Origin of the sequence: Pseudomonas sp. PvP001, from assembly GCF_040546375.1 — a bacterium.
In the GTDB taxonomy this organism is placed as follows: domain Bacteria; phylum Pseudomonadota; class Gammaproteobacteria; order Pseudomonadales; family Pseudomonadaceae; genus Aquipseudomonas; species Aquipseudomonas coleopterorum.
In genome coordinates, this window is the sequence record NZ_JBEPNQ010000001.1 from 2085483 (window position 1) to 2106296 (window position 20814).

Annotated in this window: 13 protein-coding genes; 1 reads left to right on the forward strand and 12 read right to left on the reverse strand. The window is 63.9% G+C overall.

Translation table 11 applies throughout. From position 1 onward, the window contains the following. Positions 1-178 precede the first annotated feature (178 nt). The 8 genes from fdhA to ABMD26_RS09590 all read right to left on the reverse strand — a co-directional run bounded on the left by fdhA (position 179) and on the right by ABMD26_RS09590 (position 10113). On the reverse strand, positions 179-1378 hold the full coding sequence (gene fdhA / locus ABMD26_RS09555; RefSeq protein WP_043191307.1) for a formaldehyde dehydrogenase, glutathione-independent: 1200 nt from the start codon (positions 1376-1378) through the stop codon (positions 179-181). 197 nt (positions 1379-1575) lie between these two features. Next, positions 1576-2433 carry a formyltetrahydrofolate deformylase gene (purU, locus tag ABMD26_RS09560; protein WP_354309226.1) on the reverse strand — a complete coding sequence of 286 codons (858 nt, stop codon included), beginning with the start codon at positions 2431-2433 and terminating at the stop codon, positions 1576-1578. A 144-nt stretch (positions 2434-2577) separates the two neighbouring features. Next, positions 2578-3210, reverse strand: a complete 633-nt coding sequence (locus ABMD26_RS09565) for a sarcosine oxidase subunit gamma (RefSeq protein WP_354309228.1) — start codon at positions 3208-3210, stop codon at positions 2578-2580. Positions 3211-3365: 155 nt separating this feature from the next. Continuing rightward, positions 3366-6383 carry a sarcosine oxidase subunit alpha gene (locus tag ABMD26_RS09570; RefSeq protein WP_354309230.1) on the reverse strand — a complete coding sequence of 1006 codons (3018 nt, stop codon included), beginning with the start codon at positions 6381-6383 and terminating at the stop codon, positions 3366-3368. Continuing rightward, positions 6380-6706 carry a sarcosine oxidase subunit delta gene (locus ABMD26_RS09575; protein ID WP_043191317.1) on the reverse strand — a complete coding sequence of 109 codons (327 nt, stop codon included), beginning with the start codon at positions 6704-6706 and terminating at the stop codon, positions 6380-6382. The genes ABMD26_RS09570 and ABMD26_RS09575 overlap by 4 nt, the downstream gene beginning before the upstream one ends. Positions 6707-6720: 14 nt before the next feature. Then, positions 6721-7971 (reverse strand): sarcosine oxidase subunit beta family protein, encoded by a 1251-nt coding sequence (locus tag ABMD26_RS09580; RefSeq protein WP_354309233.1) that lies wholly within the window; start codon positions 7969-7971, stop codon positions 6721-6723. Between the two features lie 16 nt (positions 7972-7987). Continuing rightward, positions 7988-9241: a serine hydroxymethyltransferase gene (glyA, locus tag ABMD26_RS09585; protein WP_049861775.1), complete on the reverse strand. Its 1254-nt coding sequence runs from the start codon at positions 9239-9241 to the stop codon at positions 7988-7990. A gap of 161 nt (positions 9242-9402) precedes the next feature. Then, positions 9403-10113, reverse strand: a complete 711-nt coding sequence (locus ABMD26_RS09590) for a TraX family protein (RefSeq protein ID WP_354309236.1) — start codon at positions 10111-10113, stop codon at positions 9403-9405. Between the two features lie 273 nt (positions 10114-10386). On the opposite strand from ABMD26_RS09590, the gene ABMD26_RS09595 reads away from it, so the two are divergent. Beyond that, a complete protein-coding gene (locus ABMD26_RS09595) occupies positions 10387-11427 on the forward strand; it encodes a threonine aldolase family protein (RefSeq protein WP_354309238.1) in 1041 nt (346 codons plus the stop codon). A gap of 236 nt (positions 11428-11663) precedes the next feature. Here ABMD26_RS09595 and ABMD26_RS09600 read toward each other — a convergent pair whose 3' ends face one another. From ABMD26_RS09600 to aroB, 4 genes are all read right to left on the reverse strand, one after another. Next, positions 11664-13082: a glutamate synthase small subunit GltD family protein gene (locus ABMD26_RS09600; protein ID WP_049861773.1), complete on the reverse strand. Its 1419-nt coding sequence runs from the start codon at positions 13080-13082 to the stop codon at positions 11664-11666. A gap of 33 nt (positions 13083-13115) precedes the next feature. Further along, complete coding sequence (gene gltB, locus ABMD26_RS09605) at positions 13116-17564, reverse strand: glutamate synthase large subunit (RefSeq protein ID WP_049861772.1); 4449 nt, start codon at positions 17562-17564, stop codon at positions 13116-13118. Positions 17565-17957: 393 nt separating this feature from the next. Beyond that, positions 17958-19538, reverse strand: coding sequence for an SPOR domain-containing protein (locus ABMD26_RS09610; protein WP_090361931.1), 1581 nt, complete (start codon positions 19536-19538; stop codon positions 17958-17960). Positions 19539-19652: 114 nt separating this feature from the next. Further along, complete coding sequence (aroB, locus tag ABMD26_RS09615) at positions 19653-20756, reverse strand: 3-dehydroquinate synthase (protein WP_354309241.1); 1104 nt, start codon at positions 20754-20756, stop codon at positions 19653-19655. Positions 20757-20814 lie beyond the last annotated feature (58 nt).

Sequence of the window (20814 nt, forward strand, 5' to 3'; positions counted from 1 at the left end):
GAGTTGCGGGAGAGTTCCCCCGGTAGGAGCGGTCGGTGGCCGCGAAGGGAGTGGCGCTTTCGTTCAGGGACTGCGCGTTGAGCTTTTCGCGGGCAGAGCCCGCTCCCACAGGGGATCTCGGTGCGTCACGTATAACGCGTTGCGTTTTCGCGGGCAGAGTGTGTGGGAGCAGGCGTGATCAGGCGGCGCTGAACAGTTTGTGCGGGTCGATGACGAATTTCTTCGGTACGCCCGCGTCGAATTCGCCGTAGCCGCGCGGGGCGTCGTCCAGCGAGATGACTTCCACGCCGACGATGTCGGCGATCTTGATGCGGTCCCACATGATGGCCTGCATCAGTTGCCGGTTGTATTTCATCACCGGCGTCTGACCCGTGTGGAAGCTGTGCGACTTGGCCCAGCCCAGCCCGAAGCGGATGCTCAGGCTGCCCATCTTCGCCGCCGCATCCACCGCGCCCGGATCTTCGGTGACGTACAGGCCGGGAATGCCGATCTTGCCGGCCACGCGCACCACACCCATCAACGAGTTGAGCACGGTCGCCGGGGCTTCCGCCTTGGCGCCGCTGTGGCCGTGACCGCGTGCCTCGAAGCCCACCGCATCGACTGCGCAGTCCACTTCCGGCTCGCCCAGCAAGGCGGCGATCTGCTCGTGCAGCGGGGTGTCCTGGGACAGGTCGGCGATCTCGAAGCCCTGAGCCTTGGCGTGCGCCAGGCGTGTGGGGTTGACGTCACCGACGATGACCACGGCTGCGCCCAGCAGACGCGCAGAGGCAGCGGCGGCCAGCCCGACCGGCCCGGCGCCGGCGACGTACACGGTACTGCCGGGGCCAACGCCTGCGGTCACGGCACCGTGGTAACCGGTTGGCAGAATGTCGGACAGGCAAGTCAGGTCACGGATCTTCTCCATGGCTGCATCGCGGTCCGGCAGTTTGAGCAGGTTGAAGTCGGCATAGGGCACCAGAACGAACTCGGCCTGGCCGCCGACCCAATCCCCCATGTCGACGTAGCCGTAGGCGCCGCCCGGACGCGCCGGGTTGACGGTCAGGCAAACACCGGTGTGCTGCTCCTTGCAGGAGCGGCAACGACCGCAGGCGACGTTGAAGGGTACGGACACCAGATCCCCGACCTTGAGGTGCTCGACGTCGCGACCGGCCTCGATCACCTCGCCGGTGATCTCATGGCCCAGCACCAGGCCGACCTGAGCCGTGGTACGGCCGCGGACCATGTGCTGGTCGGAGCCGCAGATGTTGGTCGAGACTACGCGCAGGATCACACCGTGTTCGATGCGCTTGCCTCGCGGGTCCTGCATTTTGGGAAAATCGATGTTCTGCACTTCGACTTTGCCGGAGCCCAGATACACCACTCCACGATTACCAGACATGCTTTCACCTCGCTGTTTGTTGTTGAGCTTGGGTTTTGCGTGCTGCGGTCATGCGTTGATTCGTGTGCTGCCCTGACGCGGCTTGCGCCGCTGCTACAGGAATGCGCGGTCGTCTGTAGCAGCGGCGCAAGCCGCGTCAATGACGGCGCGGTACACCTGACACATCACATCAGGGCCGGACGCGGCTTGCGCCGCTGCTACAGCACCACCGTGCGGTTGGCGTTGAGGAACACGCGGCGCTCGATGTGGTAGCCGATGGCTCGGGCCAGGGTCAGGCATTCGATATCTCGCCCCTTGGCGATGAGGTCTTCGGGGTAGTGACTGTGATCGACCACCTCTACACCTTGGGTGATGATCGGCCCTTCGTCCAGGTCATTGTTGATGTAGTGCGCGGTCGCCCCGACCAGCTTGACGCCTTTGTTGTAAGCCTGGTGGTACGGTTTGGCGCCCTTGAAACCGGGCAGCAACGAGTGGTGAATGTTGATCGCCCAGCCGTCCAGGCGGCGGCACAGCTCCGGTGACAACACCTGCATGTAGCGGGCAAGGATCACCAGCTCGGCGCTGGCCTGTTCGATGACCTGCAGCACCTTGCGCTCCTGCGATGGCTTGTCCTTGGGGTCGAGGGGGAAATGGTAGTAGGGAATGTCGTGCCAGCGCGCCAACGGCTCGAGGTCCGGATGGTTGGAGATCACCGCGACCACGTCCATGGGCAGCTGGCCGATGCGCTGGCGGTAGAGCAGATCGTTGAGGCAGTGGTCGGCCTTGGACACCATGATCACCACCTTGGGACGATACTGCGGTGCGGTCAGCTCGAAGATCATGCCGAAGCTGGCACCGCGTTCGGCCAAGCCGGCGCGAAAGGCGGCCTCGTCGAAACCGTCGGGCTGACGAAACTCCACCCGGATGAAGAAGCGCGATGACAGCCGGTCGTCGAACGAATGGTGCTCGGTGACATAGCAGCCCTGCTCGAACAGGTAGCGCGTGACCGCGTCCACCGTGCCCAAAACGCTTGGGCAATCGGCGGTGAGGATCCAGGTATCAGGGGCACGGCTCATGGGTAGTCCTTTGGTGTCGGGGTCAAGACGACTGTAGGAGCGGTCATCGGCCGCGAACGTCGCACCGTGGTATGTCTGATGCACCGCGGCCGCCTGGTTCGCGGCCGATGACCGCTCCTACAGGGCTGTGAAATTCCAGTGCTGTCAGGCCTGGATGCTCAGCCCATACTCGGCCGAAGCATCCTGCAACCACAGCCACCAGTAGTCGGCGAAGCTGCGGCGGATCAGCAGTTCCCAGGTTTCCTCGCCCGTGCGGCGGATGACCAGTTGGGACTTGGCGAACACTGTCCCCACCGCCTTGCCCACCGGGAAATTGCTCGGGTGCACGTCGTAGCTGGTGGACTTCATCAGCACGTCGCGCACGTTCGGCCCGCTCAGCTCGATCAGCGACTGGCCGCCGCTGACGTTGACCACCGCCACATGCAGCCCGGCCAATGCCTCGCGCAACCGCTGCTCGGCGGCCAATTCCTCGCCACCGGGGACGATCAGCAGCCACTCGTCCGGGCCCAGCCACTGCAGCGATGTTTCGCCGTTGCTGACCATGCTCAAGGCGCCCGGCAGTTCCAGGCCGGTGGCCTTGTGCACGGCGCCGGCGAAGGTCGCATCATGGCCGTCTCCGCGCAGGGTCAGGTGACCCAGCAGCTTTTTCTCGCGCAGGGTCACACCGGCACCCTGGCGGCCCTTGCCGACCAGGCTGGCGAGGTCGGCGTGGTGAAGCGGGTCTTCGGCCTTGGCGCCCGAGGTGGGGCGTTGCTGGTATACGTTGACTGTGGTCATTTTGCTGCACCTGTCAGTGAATGCTGTTGAAGCCTGCAAGAAGGTGGTGAGCTCCCGTAGGAGCGGTCATCGGCCGCGAAGGGCCTGCTGCAGTTGCCTTGGCACACCGCGGCGGGCTTTTCGCGGCCACTGGCCGCTCCCACAGGCGCCCTGTGCTAGATGTTCTGCCGCTCGCCCTTCGGATCGAAGAACACCGAAGAAACGATTTCGGCTTCGATCACGCTGCCATCGGCCTGGGGCGAGAACACCCGCTCACCCATGCGCTTGAGGCCACCCTTGACCACACCCATGGCGAACGAGTAACCCAGCGAGTTGCTGGCGTAGCTCGACGTCACGTGGCCGACCATGCTCATGGGGATCGCCTGCTTGGGGTCGAACACCAGTTGAGCGCCTTCGGGCAACCATTTGTTCGGATCGATCGGCTTGAGGCCCACCAACTGCTTGCGCTCCTGGCGCACGGTGTCTTCGCGGTTCATCCCGCGCCAGCCGATCCACGAGAACGGCTTGGTTCGGCCGACGCACCAGCCCATGTTCAAGTCGTCCGGAGTCATCGAGCCGTCGGTGTCCTGGCCGACGATGATGAAACCCTTCTCGGCGCGCAGCACGTGCATGGTCTCGGTGCCGTAGGGCGTCAGGTTGTACTGCTTGCCTGCCTCGATGATTTTCTCCAGCACACCCATGGCGTAGTCGGCCTGGATGTTGACCTCGTACGACAGCTCGCCGGTGAAGGAGATACGAAACACCCGTGCCGGCACGCCTGCCACCTGCCCTTCCTTCCAGGTCATGAACGGGAAAGCGTCCTTGTCCAGGTCGATATCGGTCACTTCGCCGAGCAGCTTGCGGCTGTTGGGCCCGGACAGGGTCAGGGTCGCCCAGTGGTCGGTGACCGAGGTGAAGTACACCTTCAGGTCCGGCCACTCGGTCTGCTGGTAGAGTTCCAGCCATTGCAGGACCCGCGCCGCACCGCCGGTGGTGGTGGTCATCAGGAAGTGGTTGTCGGCCAGGCAGGCGGTGACGCCGTCGTCGAAGACCATCCCGTCTTCCTTGCACATCAGGCCGTAGCGCGCCTTGCCCACGTCCAGCTTGGTCCAGGCGTTGGTGTAGATGCGGTTGAGGAATTCGCGCGCGTCCGGGCCCTGGATGTCGATCTTGCCCAGGGTCGAGGCGTCCAGCAGGCCGACGCTGTCGCGCACCGCCTTGCATTCGCGGGCGACGGCGGAATGGATGTCCTCACCGCGCTTGGGGAAGTACCAGGGGCGCTTCCATTGGCCGACGTCTTCGAATTCGGCGCCATTCTTCACATGCCAGGCATGCAGGGCGGTGAACCGTACGGGCTCGAACAGTTGGCCGCAGTGGCGCCCAGCCACCGCACCGAAGGTAACCGGCGTGTAGTTGGGGCGGAACATGGTGGTGCCCATTTCCGGAATGGTGACGTTCAGCGAACGGGCGGCAATGGCCAGGCCGTTGACGTTGCCCAGCTTGCCCTGGTCGGTACCGAAGCCCAGCGCGGTGTAGCGCTTGACGTGCTCGACCGACTCGAAGCCCTCACGGGTAGCCAGCTCGATGGCCGCCGCGGTGACGTCGTTCTGCAGGTCGACGAACTGCTTGGGCGCACGTGCCGTGTCCTTGTCGTGGGGGACCTGGAACAGCGCCAGGGTGGGTTCTTCGACGCGGCTCAAGACCTTGGGCAAGGTGCCTTCGACAATGCCGAAACCGGTCTCGGACGCGGCTCTTGCCCCGCCTTCAAAGCCGTCGGCCATGGCATCGGCCAGGGCATACACGCCGTTCACGCCGCCCACGCACACGCGTTTCTGCGGGGCTTCGCCAGGCACGAAGCCGAGGATATCTTCACGCCAGATCGGTTTGCCGCCCAGGTGCGAGGCCAGGTGGACCACCGGGCTGTAGCCGCCCGAGCTGCCGATCAAGTCGCAGTCGAGCCACTCGCCGGGGCTGGCCACCTTGTGTGCCCTGACGTCGATGGCGGCGACGCGCGCTGCCGTGACGTGCTTGCTGCCACGGGCTTCGATCACCGCGCTGGACGTCAGGATACGGATGCCCTTGGCGCGGGCTTCCTCGACCAGCGCACCACGCGGGTTGTGTCGGGCATCGGCCACGGCGACGACCTTGAGGCCGGCGTCGTACCAGTCCAGGGCCACGCGGTAGGCATGGTCGTTGTTGGTCGACAGCACCAGCTTCTTGCCCGGTGCCACGCCGTAGCGGCGCACGTAGGTGGAAATGGCGCCGGCCAGCATGTTGCCCGGCACGTCGTTGTTGCCGTACACCAGCGGCCGCTCGTGGGTGCCGGTGGCCAGCACCACGCGCCCGGCGCGAACCCGGTGCATGCGCTGGCGCACCTGGCCCATCGGTGCACGATCGCCGAGGTGATCGGTAAGGCGCTGATGGATGGTCAGGAAATTGTGGTCGTGATAGCCGTTGACCGTGGCACGAGGCAGCAAGGTCACGTCCGGCAAACCTTGCAGTTCAGCGATGACCGCTTTCACCCATTCACCGGCCGGCTGGCCGTCCAGGCTCTCGCGGGTATCGAGCAGCGAGCCGCCGAACTCTTCCTGCTCGTCGGCCAGGATCACCCGCGCACCGCTGCGCGCCGCGGCCAGGGCGGCAGACAGCCCGGCTGGGCCGGCGCCGACCACCAGCACGTCGCAGGTGCGGCTCATGTAGTCGTAGGAATCCGGATCGACTTCGGTCGGCGAACGGCCCAGGCCGGCGGCCTTGCGGATGTACTTCTCGTAGGTCATCCAGAAGGACTGCGGGTACATGAACGTCTTGTAGTAGAAGCCGGGCGGCATCAGCTTGCCGCCGACCTTGCCCAAGATACCCATCATATCGGTGTTGACGTTCGGCCAGCCGTTGGTGCTGGTGGCGACCAAGCCCTGGTACAACGCCTGTTGAGTGGCCCGCACGTTGGGAATCTGGGTCGCCTCGGTGGCGCCGATCTGCAGCACCGCATTGGGCTCCTCGGCGCCTGCAGCAACGATGCCGCGCGGACGCGAATACTTGAAGCTGCGACCGATCACGTCGACGCCATTGGCCAGCAGGGCCGAGGCCAGGGTGTCACCTTCATAGCCGACGTAGGTCGTGCCGTTGAAGGTGAAGGTCAGCTTCTTGCTGCGGTCCAGACGTCCGCCGTTGGACAGGCGATTGACCTGGCTCATGGCTGATCTCCCGAGGCGATTTGAGGGGTTTCGTCGATAGTCTTCTCGACGAACTGGGGCTGGCTGCCGATGCGATAGGTTTCCAGGATTTCGTAGGTGACCGTGTTGCGGGTCGCATTGAAATACTGGCGGCAACCGGCGGCGTGGATCCACAGCTCGTGCTGCAGGCCACGCGGGTTGTTGCGGAAGAACATGTACTCGCCCCACTGCGCGTCGGTGCAGGCGCCTGGATCGAGCGGGCGGGCGATGTGCGCCTGGCCCGAGCAGTGGAATTCTTCTTCGCTGCGAAGCTCGCCACAGTGTGGACAGAAGATGTTCAGCATGATCGTTTCTCCTGTTAGTGGGCGACGGCGGCAGCGCCGTGTTCGTCGATCAGCGCGCCGTTGTGGAAGCGCTCGATGGAAAACGGCTTGGCCAGCGGGTGCATTTCACCGGTGGCCAGGCTGGCAGCGAACACATGGCCCGAGCCCGGTGTGGCCTTGAAGCCACCCGTGCCCCAGCCGCAGTTGAAGAACATGTTCGGCACCGGGGTCTTGGAGATGATCGGGCAGGCGTCCGGCGTGGTGTCGACGATGCCGCCCCACTGGCGGTTCATGCGCACGCGCGAGAGCACCGGGAACATCTCGACGATGGCTTGCAGGGTGTGCTCGATGATCGGGTACGAACCGCGCTGGCCGTAGCCGACCCAACCGTCGATACCGGCGCCGATGACCAGGTCGCCCTTGTCCGACTGGCTGATGTAGCCATGCACGGCGTTGGACATGATCACGCTGTCGATGATGGGCTTGATCGGCTCCGACACCAGCGCCTGCAAAGGGTGGGACTCGACCGGCAGACGGAAGCCGGCCAGCTTGGCCATGTGCCCGGAGTTGCCGGCGGTGACCACACCGACGCGCTTGGCGCCGATGAAACCCTTGTTGGTTTCAACGCCGATGCACACGCCGTTTTCCTTGCGGAAACCGGTCACTTCGGTCTGCTGGATCAGGTCCACGCCCAGGGCGTCGGCGGCACGTGCATAGCCCCAGGCCACGGCGTCGTGACGGGCCACGCCGCCACGGCGTTGGACCGTGGCGCCGGTGATCGGGTAACGGGTGTTCTTGGTGCAGTCCAGGTAGGGAATCTCTTCGGCCACCTGTTTGTTGTTCAACAGTTCGCCGTCCACCCCGTTCAAACGGTTGGCGCTGACGCGGCGCTCGGAGTCGCGCATGTCCTGCAGGGTGTGGCACAGGTTGTACACGCCGCGCTGGGAAAACATCACGTTGTAGTTGATGTCCTGGGACAGGCCTTCCCAGAGTTTCATGGCGTGCTCGTACAGATGCGCCGACTCGTCCCACAGGTAGTTGGAACGCACGATGGTGGTGTTGCGTGCGGTATTGCCACCGCCCAGCCAGCCCTTCTCGACCACGGCCACGTTGGTGATGCCGTGGACCTTGGCCAAATAGTAGGCGGTTGCCAGGCCATGCCCGCCGCCGCCGACGATGACCACGTCGTAGACCTTCTTGGGGGTCGGCGTGCGCCACATGCGCTGCCAGTTTTCGTGGTGGCTGAGCGAGTGCTTGAAGAGGCCGAAGCCAGAATAACGTTGCATGGTGTTCACTCCACTCTCAGCGGTAGACCGGGAAGTCGCTGCACAGGGCCGTCACGTGGCGGGCCACGTTGGCCTCGACGTCGGCATCGCCCAGGTTGTCGAGGATGTCGCAGATCCAGCCGGCCAGCTCCGTGCACTGGGCCACCTTGAAACCACGACTGGTGACTGCCGGGGTGCCGATGCGCAGGCCCGAGGTCACGAACGGCGATTGCGGATCGTTCGGCACCGCGTTCTTGTTCACGGTGATGTGGGCACGACCCAGGGCAGCATCGGCATCCTTGCCGGTAAGGCCCTGGCGAATCAGGCTGACCAGGAACAGGTGGTTGTCGGTGCCGCCGGAGACCACGTCGTAGCCGCGCTCGACGAACACGCCGGCCATGGCCTGGGCGTTGTCGATGACCTGCTGCTGGTAGGTCTTGAATTCAGGCTCCAGCGCTTCCTTGAAGCACACCGCCTTGGCGGCGATCACGTGCATCAGCGGGCCACCCTGACCGCCGGGGAACACGGCGGCGTTGAATTTCTTTTCCAGGGCTTCGTTGGCACGGGCCAGGATCAGGCCGCCACGTGGGCCACGCAGGGTCTTGTGGGTGGTGGTGGTGACCACGTCGGCGAACGGAATCGGGTTGGGGTACAGGCCGGCGGCAACCAACCCAGCCACGTGGGCCATGTCGACGAACAGGTAGGCGCCGACCTTGTCGGCGATCTCGCGGAACCGGGCGAAATTCAAGGTCTTGGAGTAGGCCGAGAAGCCGGCGATGATCATCTTCGGCTGGTGCTCGACGGCCAGGCGCTCGACTTCGTCGTAGTCGATCAGACCGGTGTCGGTGTCGATACCGTACTGCACCGCGTTGTAGAGCTTGCCGGAAAAGCTGACCTTGGCGCCGTGGGTCAGGTGACCGCCATGGGCCAGGCTCATGCCCAGTACGGTGTCACCTGCCTGCAGCAGCGCCAGGTAGACGGCGGCGTTGGCCTGGGAACCGGAATGAGGCTGGACGTTGGCATAGTCGGCGCCGAACAGCTGCTTGGCGCGATCGATGGCCAGTTGCTCGACCTTGTCCACATGCTCGCAGCCACCGTAGTAGCGCTTGCCCGGATAGCCTTCGGCGTACTTGTTGGTGAGGCCGCTGCCCTGGGCCTCCATCACGCGCTTGCTGGTGTAGTTTTCCGAGGCGATCAGTTCGATGTGGTCTTCCTGACGCTGATCCTCGGCGTTCATGGCCGCCAGCAGGACGTCGTCATAGCCCTTGATCTGATCTTCTTTGCTGAACATCGCAGTCTCCCCAGCGGCGGCGCGGCGCCTGGCTTGTTGGACGAAGGCGACCGTCTGCGGCTGCCCCCTTTGAGAGCGATGGTAGGGCCGGCGCGATCCGACCAAATGCCTGCGCGCGCCTTGCAGAGGTTCGTTTACGACATGGCGCGATCAGGCCAGCGTCAGAGCGCGCGCAACAGCAGGCGAAGCCCCAGCAGGGCAAGGAAATGCAGGGGGTAGATGGCGTAGGCCCAGCGGCGCATGGGGACAACGGCATGGCGCACATCGGTACGCAGCACAAGCAGGCCCAGCCCCGGTGCCAGCAGGCAGGCGACGATGCCGCCGATGGCCGGCCAGTAGAGGTGGCGTGCCGATTCGAACAGATTGCTCCAGGCGTTGGCGGCCAGGCACAGCACGCCCAGTGGCAGTGCCCAGTACAGCGGGCGCTGCCAGGCGAGCACGAAGCCCAGCGGCAGCAGCACGCCGGCCAGGCCGAACATCAAGTGGTGGTCGAAGACAACGGCAGCGACGAGGACCGCGCAGCCGAGCGCAGCCATCGCCGGTTGTTGCCGTTGCTGCCAGGCCTTGGCGACCACCAGGCCCAGGGCCAGGGTCGGCAAGACGTTGAGGGTGTCGGCCGGGTAGACGAACAAACGGTAGGGGATTTCCGAAAGCGCGGCGAAGCTCAGCAACCAGGCCAGATAGCGGCCACCCAGGGGGGCGTCCGGGCGACGCGTCAGATTGGCGGCGATGGCCAGGCAGAACCAGGGGAACGCCAGGCGACCCGGTACATAGAGGAAGTCCAGCGACCAGCCGACATAGCGCAGATGGTCGAGCACCATGCACAGCATGGCCAGCCATTTGAGCAGGTCCAGTGAGCGGTTGCGGGTCATCTGTGGATAGCCTCAAGTTTTTGGGTTGCTCATGCCGGCCTCTTCGCGGGCAGAGCCCGCTCCCACAGGTGTGATGCCTACGTGGCCGCGAAGATTTGAGCAGGTCCAGTGAGCGGTTGCGGGTCATCTGTGGATTGCCTCAAGTTTTTGGGTTGCTCATGCCGGCCTCTTCGCGGGCAGAGCCCGCTCCCACAGGTGAAGAGGCCCGCTGAGACGACACATCTCTCACAGTTGGTTTACAGTGCTTCCCATACCTAATACCAAGGACCGCCCATGAACGACCAAACCCAACAGTTCGCCAGCGACAATTATTCGGGCATCTGCTCCGAGGCCTGGGCGGCCATGGAACAGGCCAATCAGGGCCATCAGCGCGCCTATGGCGACGACCAGTGGACCGCACGCGCCGCCGATGAATTCCGCCGTCTGTTCGAAACCGACTGTGAAGTCTTCTTCGCCTTCAATGGCACCGCTGCCAACTCCCTGGCCCTGTCGTCGTTGTGCCAGAGCTACCACAGTGTCATCTGTTCGGAAACCGCTCACGTCGAGACCGACGAATGCGGTGCTCCCGAGTTCTTTTCCAACGGCTCCAAATTGCTCACCGCGCGCACGGAAATGGGCAAGCTGACCCCGCAGGCCATTCGCGAAGTGGCACTCAAGCGCCAGGACATTCACTACCCCAAGCCGCGTGTGGTCACCCTGACCCAGGCCACCGAAGTGGGCAGCGTGTACCGTCCCGAAGAACTCAGGGCCATCAGCGCCACCTGCAAGGAGTTGGGCCTGAACCTGCACATGGACGGCGCGCGCTTTGCCAACGCCTGCGCCTTTCTCGGCTGCACGCCTGCCGAGCTGACGTGGAAGGCGGGCGTGGATGTACTGTGCTTCGGTGGCACCAAGAACGGCATGGCGGTGGGCGAAGCGATCCTGTTCTTCAACCATGATCTGGCCGAAGATTTCGATTATCGCTGCAAGCAGGCGGGGCAACTGGCTTCGAAGATGCGTTTTCTGTCGGCACCCTGGGTGGGTTTGCTTGAGAACGATGCCTGGCTCAAGCACGCGGGGCACGCCAACCACTGTGCGCAGCTGCTCAAGGCGTTGGTCGAGGGTATACCGGGGGTGGGGTTGATGTTTCCGGTGGAGGCCAACGGCGTGTTCCTGCAGATGCCGGAACCGGCCTTGGAAGCCCTGCGCGCCAAGGGCTGGCGCTTCTACACCTTCATCGGCAGCGGCGGCGCCCGTTTCATGTGCTCATGGGACACCGAGGAAGCCCGCGTGCGCGAGCTGGCAGCGGATATCCATACGGTCATGCGCGCCTGAGCTGCGCTGACACAAAACCGGTAGGAGAAAACCTCAGGCAGAAAAGCGGTGGACGAGCATCTGTGGCAGTAAACCTGGGGGAAGAGCATCTGTGGGAGCGGGCTCTGCCCGCGAAGAAGCCACCGCGGTGCACCTGAAATACCGCAGTGACCTTTTCGCGGGCAGAGCCCGCTCCCACATCCTGCTCAGGTCACCGCAGTTCCACCGTGGGAGCGGTTACCACCGCCCACGCTGACTCAGACCTCCAGGTAATCCAGGATCCCCTCGGCGGCGTTGCGGCCTTCGAAGATGGCGGTGACCACCAGGTCAGAGCCGCGCACCATGTCGCCACCGGCGAAGATCTTCGGGTTGCTGGTCTGGTGCTTGAACTGACCCTGTTCCGGTGCCACCACGCGGCCCTGGCTGTCGGTCTGGATGCTGTGGTCCTGGAACCACGCCGCAGGGCTTGGGCGGAAACCGAAGGCGATGACCACGGCATCGGCCGGGATGATCTCCTCGGAACCCGGTATCGGCTCGGGGCTGCGACGGCCACGGGCATCGGGCTCGCCGAGACGGGTCTCGACCACCTTCACGCCTTCGACCTTGTCTTCACCCACGATGGCGATCGGCTGCCGGTTGTAGAGGAATTTCACCCCTTCTTCCTTGGCGTTCTTCACCTCTTTGCGCGAGCCCGGCATGTTCGCCTCGTCGCGACGATAGGCGCAGGTCACCGCCTTGGCGCCCTGGCGAATCGACGTGCGATTGCAGTCCATCGCCGTGTCGCCACCGCCCAGTACCACGACCTTCTTGCCCTTCATGTCGACGAAATCTTCCGGCGACTTTTCGAAGCCCAGGTTGCGGTTGACGTTGGCGATCAGGAAATCCAGAGCGTCGTGCACGCCAGGCAGGTCTTCACCGGGGAAGCCGCCCTTCATGTAGGTGTAGGTGCCCATGCCCATGAACACGGCATCGTACTCTTCCAGCAACTGCTCGACGCTGATGTCCTTGCCCACCTCGGTGTTCAGGCGAAACTCGATGCCCATGCCGGTGAAGACTTCGCGGCGATTGCTCAACACGCTCTTTTCCAGCTTGAACTCGGGAATGCCGAAGGTCAGCAGACCGCCGATTTCCGGGTTCTTGTCGAACACCACCGGGGTCACGCCACCGCGCACCAGCACATCGGCGCAACCCAGCCCGGCCGGGCCGGCGCCGATGATGGCGACGCGCTTGCCGGTCGGCTTGACCTTGGACATGTCCGGACGCCAGCCCATGGCGAATGCGGTGTCGGTGATGTACTTCTCCACCGAACCGATGGTCACTGCGCCAAAACCGTCGTTGAGGGTGCAGGCACCCTCGCACAGACGATCCTGCGGGCACACCCGGCCGCACACTTCGGGCAGGGTGTTGGTCTGGTGCGACAGCTCGGCGGCCGCGAGGATATTGCCCTCGGCGACCAGCTTCAACCAGTTGGGAATGAAGTTGTGCACCGGGCACTTCCACTCGCAGTACGGGTTGCCACAGCCCAGGCAGCGGTGGGCCTGATCGGCCGACTGCGCGGGTTTGAAGGGCTCGTAGATTTCCACGAACTCTTTCTTGCGTTGACGCAACAGTTTCTTCTTCGGATCTTTGCGCCCGACCTCGATGAACTGGAAGTCATTACTCAGACGTTCAGCCATTGTTAAAACCTCATCAAACTCTTCAGGCGCATATCACTGCGGGTTGGCACGGGTACTGGACAGCAGCGATTTCAGGTTGGCGGCCTTGGGCTTGACCAACCAGAAACGACGCAGGTAGTCGTCCAGGTTTTCCCAAAGGTTGCGGCCCCATTCGCTGTCGGTTTCGGCGACGTATTCGGCCAGCACGCGTTCCAGGTGAGTACGGTAGGCTTCCATGGCTTCGCCACTGATGCGCTGGATTTCCACCAGTTCGTGGTTGACCCGGTCGACGAAGCTGTTGTCCTGATCGAGCACGTAGGCGAAACCGCCGGTCATGCCCGAGCCGAAGTTGTAGCCGGTCTTGCCGAGCACGCAGACGAAACCGCCGGTCATGTATTCGCAGCAGTGATCGCCCGTGCCTTCCACGACCGTATGGGCACCGGAGTTGCGCACCGCGAAACGCTCGCCTGCGGTGCCGGCGGCGAACAGCTTGCCGCCCGTGGCGCCGTACAGGCAGGTGTTGCCGATGATGGCGCTGTCCTGGGTCTTGAACGGGCTGCCCTTGGGCGGCACGATCACCAGCTTGCCGGCGGTCATGCCCTTGCCGACGTAATCGTTGGCATCGCCTTCCAGGTACATGTTCAGGCCACCGGCGTTCCACACGCCGAAGCTCTGACCTGCAGTGCCCTTGAAGCGGAAGGTCAGAGGGTTGGCGTTCATGCCCTGGTTGCCGTGCAACTTGGCGATCTCGCCGGAGATGCGCGCACCGATCGAACGGTCGCAGTTGCAGATGTTCATCTCGAAATCGCCACCGGTCTTGCCCTGAATCGCCGGCAAGGCCATTTCCACCATCTGCTCGGCCAGCAGGCCCTTGTCGAACGGCGGGTTGCGATCCACTTCGCAGAACTGCGGCTTGTCCGCCGGAATCTGGTCGCTGCCCAGCAGTGGGGTCAGGTCCAGGTGCTGCTGCTTGGCGGTTTCACCGGGCAGCATTTCCAGCAGATCGGTGCGCCCGATCAGCTCGCCCAGGCTGCGCACGCCGAGCTTGGCCAGCCATTCGCGGGTTTCTTCTGCCACATAGGTGAAGAAGTTGATCACCATGTCGACCGTGCCGATGTAGTGGTCCTTGCGCAGCTTCTCGTTCTGCGTGGCCACGCCGGTGGCGCAGTTGTTCAGGTGGCAGATACGCAGGTACTTGCAGCCCAGGGCGATCATCGGCGCGGTACCGAAGCCGAAGCTCTCGGCGCCCAGAATGGCCGCCTTGATCACGTCCAGGCCGGTTTTCAGGCCGCCGTCGGTCTGTACCCGCACCTTGCCGCGCAGGTCGTTGCCGCGCAGGGTCTGGTGAGTTTCGGCCAGGCCCAGTTCCCACGGCGCGCCGGCGTACTTGATCGAGCTCAGGGGCGAGGCCCCGGTGCCGCCGTCGTAACCGGAAATTGTGATCAGGTCGGCATAGGCCTTGGCCACACCGGCGGCGATGGTGCCCACGCCCGCCTCGGCCACCAGCTTCACCGACACCAGCGCGGCCGGGTTGACCTGCTTGAGGTCGAAGATCAGCTGCGACAAGTCCTCGATGGAGTAGATGTCGTGGTGCGGCGGTGGCGAAATCAGGGTCACGCCAGGTACGGCATAACGCAGCTTGGCAATCAGGCCGTTGACCTTGCCGCCGGGCAGTTGACCGCCCTCCCCGGGCTTGGCGCCCTGGGCCACCTTGATCTGCAGCACTTCGGCGTTGACCAGGTACTCGGGAGTTACGCCGAACCGGCCAGTGGCGATCTGCTTAATCTTCGAGCTGCGCACGGTGCCGTAGCGCGAAGGGTCTTCGCCGCCTTCACCGGAGTTGGAACGCGCGCCCAGGCGGTTCATCGCCTCGGCCAGCGCTTCGTGAGCCTCGGGCGACAGCGCACCCAGGGAAATCCCGGCCGAATCGAAACGCTTGAGAATCGCTTCCAGCGGTTCGATCTGGTCGATGCTCAGCGGCTGGTCGAGGGTCTTGACCTTGAGCAGGTCGCGGATCATCGACACCGGACGGTTGTCGACGATCGCGGTGTATTCCTTGAACTTGCTGTAGTCGCCCTGCTGCACGGCGGCTTGCAGGGTATTGACCACGTCGGGGTTGTAGGCGTGGTACTCGCCGCCGTAGACGAACTTCAACAGGCCACCTTGCTGGATCGGCTTGCGCGTGCTCCAGGCTTCGGCAGCGAGCGCTTTCTGTTCGGCTTCCAGGTCGACGAAACGCGCACCCTTGATCCGGCTCGGCACGCCGCGGAAGCTCAGCTCGCAGACTTCCTCGGACAGGCCGATGGCCTCGAACAGCTGGGCGCCGCGGTACGAGGCCACGGTGGAGATGCCCATCTTCGACAGAATCTTGAGCAGGCCCTTGGTGATGCCCTTGCGGTAGTTCTTGAACACCTCGTAGAGGTCGCCCAGCACTTCACCGGTCCGGATCAGGTCGCCCAGCACTTCATAGGCCAGGAACGGATAGACCGCCGAAGCACCGAAGCCGATCAGCACCGCGAAGTGGTGCGGATCGCGGGCGGTAGCGGTTTCGACGAGGATGTTGCTGTCGCAGCGCAGACCCTTCTCGGTCAGGCGATGGTGCACGGCACCGGTCGCCAGCGACGCGTGCACCGGCAGCTTGCCCGGCGCGATGTTGCGGTCGCTGAGTACCAGCAGGGTACGTCCGGCGCGAACGGCTTCCTCGGCCTGATCGGCGATGTTGCGCACGGCGGCCTCGAGGCCCATGGCTTCATCGTAGTTCAGCTCGATGACCTGGCGATCGAAGCCTGGCCGATCCAGGTTCATCAGCGAGCGCCACTTGGCGGGCGAAATGACTGGTGAACTGAGGATCACCCGCGAAGCGTGCTCCGGGGACTCCTGGAAAATGTTGCGCTCGGCGCCCAGGCAGATTTCCAGCGACATCACGATCGCTTCGCGCAGCGGGTCGATCGGCGGGTTGGTGACCTGCGCGAACTGCTGGCGGAAATAGTCGTAAGGCGTACGGACCCGATGGGACAGCACGGCCATCGGCGTGTCGTCGCCCATCGAGCCCACGGCTTCCTGGCCCTGCTCGCCCAGCGGACGCAACACCTGGTCGCGCTCCTCGAAGGTCACCTGGTACATCTTCATGTACTGCTTGAGCTGGTCGCTGCTGTAGAAAGCCGAACCGTGGTCGTTGTCTTCCATGGTCGACTGGATACGCAGCGCGCTCTTGCGCAGCCACTGCTTGTAGGGGTGGCGCGACTTCAGGCGGTTGTCGATGTCATCGGTGTGCAGGACCTGGCCGGTTTCGGTATCGACCGCCAGGATCTGGCCCGGGCCCACACGGCCCTTGGCGATCACGTCCTCGGGCTGGTAGTTCCACACGCCGATTTCCGACGCCAGGGTGATGTAGCCATTCTTGGTGGTGACCCAGCGCGCCGGGCGCAGGCCGTTGCGGTCGAGCAGGCACACGGCATGGCGGCCGTCGGTCATGACCACACCGGCCGGACCGTCCCACGGCTCCATGTGCATCGAGTTGTACTCATAGAACGCCCGCAGGTCGGGGTCCATGGTCTCGACGTTCTGCCAGGCCGGCGGAATCAGCATGCGCACGCCACGGAACAGGTCGATGCCACCGGTGACCATCAGTTCGAGCATGTTGTCCATGCTGGAAGAGTCGGAACCCACGCGGTTGACCAGCGGGCCGAGCTCTTCCAGATCCGGGATCAGATCGTTGGCGAACTTGGTGCGACGGGCCAGGGCCCAGTTGCGGTTGCCGGTGATGGTGTTGATCTCGCCGTTGTGGGCGAGAAAGCGGAAGGGCTGGGCCAGCGGCCACTTCGGCAGGGTATTGGTCGAGAACCGCTGGTGGAACACGCAGATGGCGGTTTGCAGACGCTCGTCGGACAGGTCCGGGTAGAAGGCCGTAAGGTCGGCCGGCATCATCAGGCCTTTGTAGATGATGGTCTTGTGCGAAAAGCTGCAGATGTAATGGTCGGTGTCGGCCGCGTTGGCCACGGACGAGCGGCGACGGGCGCTGAACAGCTTGATCGCGAACTGCTGATCGCTCAGGCCTTCACCGCCGACGAACACTTGCTGGATCTTGGGCAGGCGCTCCAGGGCCAGACGGCCGAGCACGCTGGTATCGATCGGCACGTCGCGCCAGCCGATCAGTTGCAGGCCGGCGGCTTCGATCTCGCGATTCATGTTGTCGCGGGCCGCTTGCGCGCGAACCGGGTCTTGGTTGAAGAAGACCATACCCACGGCGTACTGCTTGGGCAACTCGCTGCCGAAATGGTCCTTGGCGATGGCACGCAGGAACAGGTCGGGCTTCTGGATCAGCAAGCCGCACCCATCGCCGGTCTTGCCGTCGGCGTTGATCCCACCGCGGTGGGTCATGCAGGTCAGGGCCTCGATGGCCGTTTGCAACAGGTTATGGCTGGGCTCGCCCGACATATGGGCAATCAGGCCAAAACCGCAGTTATCCTTGAATTCATCCGGACGATACAGACCTGTTTTCATAGACACATTCTCACCAGGCTGCCTCTTTTCGAGGCAATTTCTTTTCGATTCAACTAGTTACCATGCGCGCCGAACGTACGCCGGCTTTGCGGAGGCAAAAGGGAGGTTATTGTACACAGCGCAACGGGTGGTCACAAATTCAGCGACGAAATCAATAACTCAATTGTCGCAAATGTGAACGTTTTCCAGCGAGCTATTGTGATAGCGACTTAGGCTGGATTCTGAATCCCGCAGCTCGACAGCGCAAGCCCGCATGTCTACAAGGCCCGTGCTTGAGCCTTCGACGGCAAACGGTGGGACAGGGACGGCGAAGCCTGCTACACAATGCGTAGCAGGCTCGGGATTCAGATGACGCCGGAGGGTGGGGCGGCGGGGATAGGTGCCGCCCGACAATCAGCGAGCTGTCGCGAGGTCCTGTTGGACGCTGGCGACAGTGCGAGGCCAAGGTTTACCAGCCTGGACCTTGGCTGGCAAGTTCTTGATGGCGGCAACCGCTGCATCACGGCTGGCGAAGCTGCCGTAGGTGATCACGTACAGCGGCTTGCCTTGCAGGGTTTTCTTGAAGTAGCGGAAGTCGCCACCCTGCTCCTTGACGTAGGCCTGTGCAGCGCCTTCGTTGCTGGTTCCCAGAATCTGCACGACGTAGTTGCTCGGCGACTGACCGGCGTACCAGCTGCCACCGGCAGCTGGCTTGGCGGCAGCAGCGGCTGGGGCCGGCTTGGCGGCCACGGTCGGTGCAGGCGCAGGTGCGGGTTTGGCGGCGGTGACAGGCGCAGGCTTGGTGGTCGCCACCGGCGCCGCCTGGCGTGCAGGTGCAGGCGTCGGCGTTGGCGCAACCGCAGCCGGTGCACCTGCAGGCACGCCCGCAGGTGGCGCGGTGGTGGTGACGGTCGGCGGCTGTGGCGAAGTGTTCACGGCAGCGCCGGTTTCGTCGCCATCGCCCATGCCGGTGGATTCGGCCAGTGGGCCGCGCATGACCGGCTGTTGCCCGTTCATCGGCAACGACTGGGTGCTGCCATTGAATTCGACCGACGGATTGCCGTTGTTGGATTGGGCGGCAGTTGGCTGCCCCTGGCCCATCGGCAACTGGGCCTGTTCGGTGGTGCTCGGCGCCTTGCCATCGCGGCTGGGTATCAGCCAGGCGGCGGCCACCGCGACGACGACAACGGCGGAAATCGCCAGTACGTGTTTCTTAGGCATCTTAAACCCCATAGCAGGACGCTTCACCGACGAGCGGCTAGCGATCATGGCCTCGATCAACGTATCGCGAGCAACCTGGTTGATGGCCCCTGGCCAACCATCCGAGTTCTCGTGAATGTCGGCAATCTGGTCATTGGTGAGCAACTGGATACCCTTCCCGGCACCTTCCAGACGCAGCGCCAGGTATTCGCGGGTTTCCTCGAGGCTGTACGGTTGCAGCTCGATCACGTGGAACAATTCCTGCCCGGCGCTGAACTGCTCCAGGCCCGCGATCAAGGAAGGCTCGCCGAACAGGAACACGTGAGGGCGCCCGTCCGCAGTGCCTGCCGCCAACGCCAGCAGGGCTTCGAGTGCGGATTCGTCGAGTTGTTCCGCGTCGTCCACCAGCAGGTAGACTTCCTGCCCGGTGAGCCCCAGCTGGACGATCTGCGCCAGCATGGCCGGCACTTCCAGGGTATTGAGGTTGAGCGACTGGGCGACCTGGGTCAGCACGCTCGCGGCATCGCCGGCACCACGCGCCGAGACCACGATGCTTTGCACCGACTGCTTGTTGGTACTGGCGACCAGGGCCTGGCGCAGGAGCGTCTTGCCACTGCCGTGCGGACCGGTGACTACCAGCAACAACTGGCTGTAGCGCGCCAGATGGTGCAATTGCCCCAGCACCGGCTTGCGCTGGGCCGGGAAGAATTTGAAGCCAGGCACCCTTGCGGCGAAGGGGTCATGATCCAATTGGTAGTGGCCGAGAAAGGCCTCATCGGCATGCAGACTTGTCATCGAACTCTCGTAGAACAAAGGTGAATCGTTGATGGGTTGCTGGAAACACGTCCTGCTGGAATACGCCGGGCTCAACACGTGTGGGAGCGGAGCGGGCGGCAAGCGCCTTCACAATCAGGCTTCCAGCCCGGCGACGATGGCGCGGTAATCCGCTTCCAGGGTCGCCTGAAGCACATCATGCGGGTAGTCGGCGGTGATCACCGCTTCGCCCAGGCTGCGCAGCAGCACCAGGCGCAGACTGCCATCCAGCACTTTCTTGTCGATCGCCATGTGCTCGAGGAAATCGGCCGGCGTCATTTCCGCTGGCGGCACTACCGGCAAACCGGCGCGCTGCAGCAGACGAATGCCGCGATCCCGCTCGGCCTGGGTGATCCAGCCCAGGCGCATGGACATCTCCAGCGCCATCACCGTACCGGCCCCCACGGCTTCACCGTGAAGCCACACACCATACCCCATATGGGTCTCGATGGCGTGGCCGAAAGTATGCCCCAGGTTCAGTGTGGCCCGCACACCCGACTCGCGTTCGTCCGCCCCGACCACGCGGGCCTTGGCTTCGCAGGAGCGAGCGATGGCCACCGTGAGGGCGGCCTGGTCGAGCGCCCTGAGGGCATCGACGTGTTCTTCCAGCCAGCCCAGGAACGGCTCGTCGCAGATGAAACCGTACTTGATCACCTCGGCCAGACCCGCCGACAGCTCGCGCGGCGGCAGCGTGGCCAGGGTCGTGGTGTCGATCAGGACCGCCTGCGGCTGATAGAACGCGCCGACCATGTTCTTGCCCAGCGGATGGTTGATGCCGGTCTTGCCGCCCACCGACGAGTCGACCTGGGACAGCAGCGTGGTCGGCACCTGGATGAAATCGACGCCGCGCTGATAGCAGGCGGCGGCGAACCCGGCCATGTCGCCGATGACGCCGCCGCCCAGGGCAATGACCGTGACGCGTCGATCCAGCCGTGCGGTGAGCATGGCATCGAAAATGGTCTGCAGGGTTTCCCAGTTCTTGAAGGCTTCGCCGTCTGGCAGCACCACGGGCACCACCGAATAGGCACCCAGGGTCTGGGTCAGGCGATCCAGGTAGAGAGGCGCCACCGTGGTGTTGGAGACGACCGCCACTTTTCGCCCGGCAATGTGCGGGGCCAGCAATGAGGCTTGATCGAGCAACCCTTCGCCGATGTAGATCGGATAGCTGCGCTCGCCGAGGTCAACCTTGAGTGTCTGCATCTGTCCCCACTCTTGTTTTTCTGAAAACCGCTTCCATGAAATCACGGTAGCGCCAAAC

Bases quoted from the DNA above. Each gene is read 5' to 3' on its own strand.
- glyA (WP_049861775.1), bottom strand. From the start codon at position 9,241: ATGTTCAGCAAAGAAGATCAGATCAAGGGCTATGACGACGTCCTGCTG.
- ABMD26_RS09570 (WP_354309230.1), bottom strand. From the start codon at position 6,383: ATGAGCCAGGTCAATCGCCTGTCCAACGGCGGACGTCTGGACCGCAGC.
- ABMD26_RS09595 (WP_354309238.1), top strand. From the start codon at position 10,387: ATGAACGACCAAACCCAACAGTTCGCCAGCGACAATTATTCGGGCATC.
- ABMD26_RS09600 (WP_049861773.1), bottom strand. From the start codon at position 13,082: ATGGCTGAACGTCTGAGTAATGACTTCCAGTTCATCGAGGTCGGGCGC.
- gltB (WP_049861772.1), bottom strand. From the start codon at position 17,564: ATGAAAACAGGTCTGTATCGTCCGGATGAATTCAAGGATAACTGCGGT.
- ABMD26_RS09610 (WP_090361931.1), bottom strand. From the start codon at position 19,538: ATGACAAGTCTGCATGCCGATGAGGCCTTTCTCGGCCACTACCAATTG.
- fdhA (WP_043191307.1), bottom strand. From the start codon at position 1,378: ATGTCTGGTAATCGTGGAGTGGTGTATCTGGGCTCCGGCAAAGTCGAA.
- aroB (WP_354309241.1), bottom strand. From the start codon at position 20,756: ATGCAGACACTCAAGGTTGACCTCGGCGAGCGCAGCTATCCGATCTAC.
- ABMD26_RS09580 (WP_354309233.1), bottom strand. From the start codon at position 7,971: ATGCAACGTTATTCTGGCTTCGGCCTCTTCAAGCACTCGCTCAGCCAC.
- ABMD26_RS09575 (WP_043191317.1), bottom strand. From the start codon at position 6,706: ATGCTGAACATCTTCTGTCCACACTGTGGCGAGCTTCGCAGCGAAGAA.
- purU (WP_354309226.1), bottom strand. From the start codon at position 2,433: ATGAGCCGTGCCCCTGATACCTGGATCCTCACCGCCGATTGCCCAAGC.
- ABMD26_RS09565 (WP_354309228.1), bottom strand. From the start codon at position 3,210: ATGACCACAGTCAACGTATACCAGCAACGCCCCACCTCGGGCGCCAAG.
- ABMD26_RS09590 (WP_354309236.1), bottom strand. From the start codon at position 10,113: ATGACCCGCAACCGCTCACTGGACCTGCTCAAATGGCTGGCCATGCTG.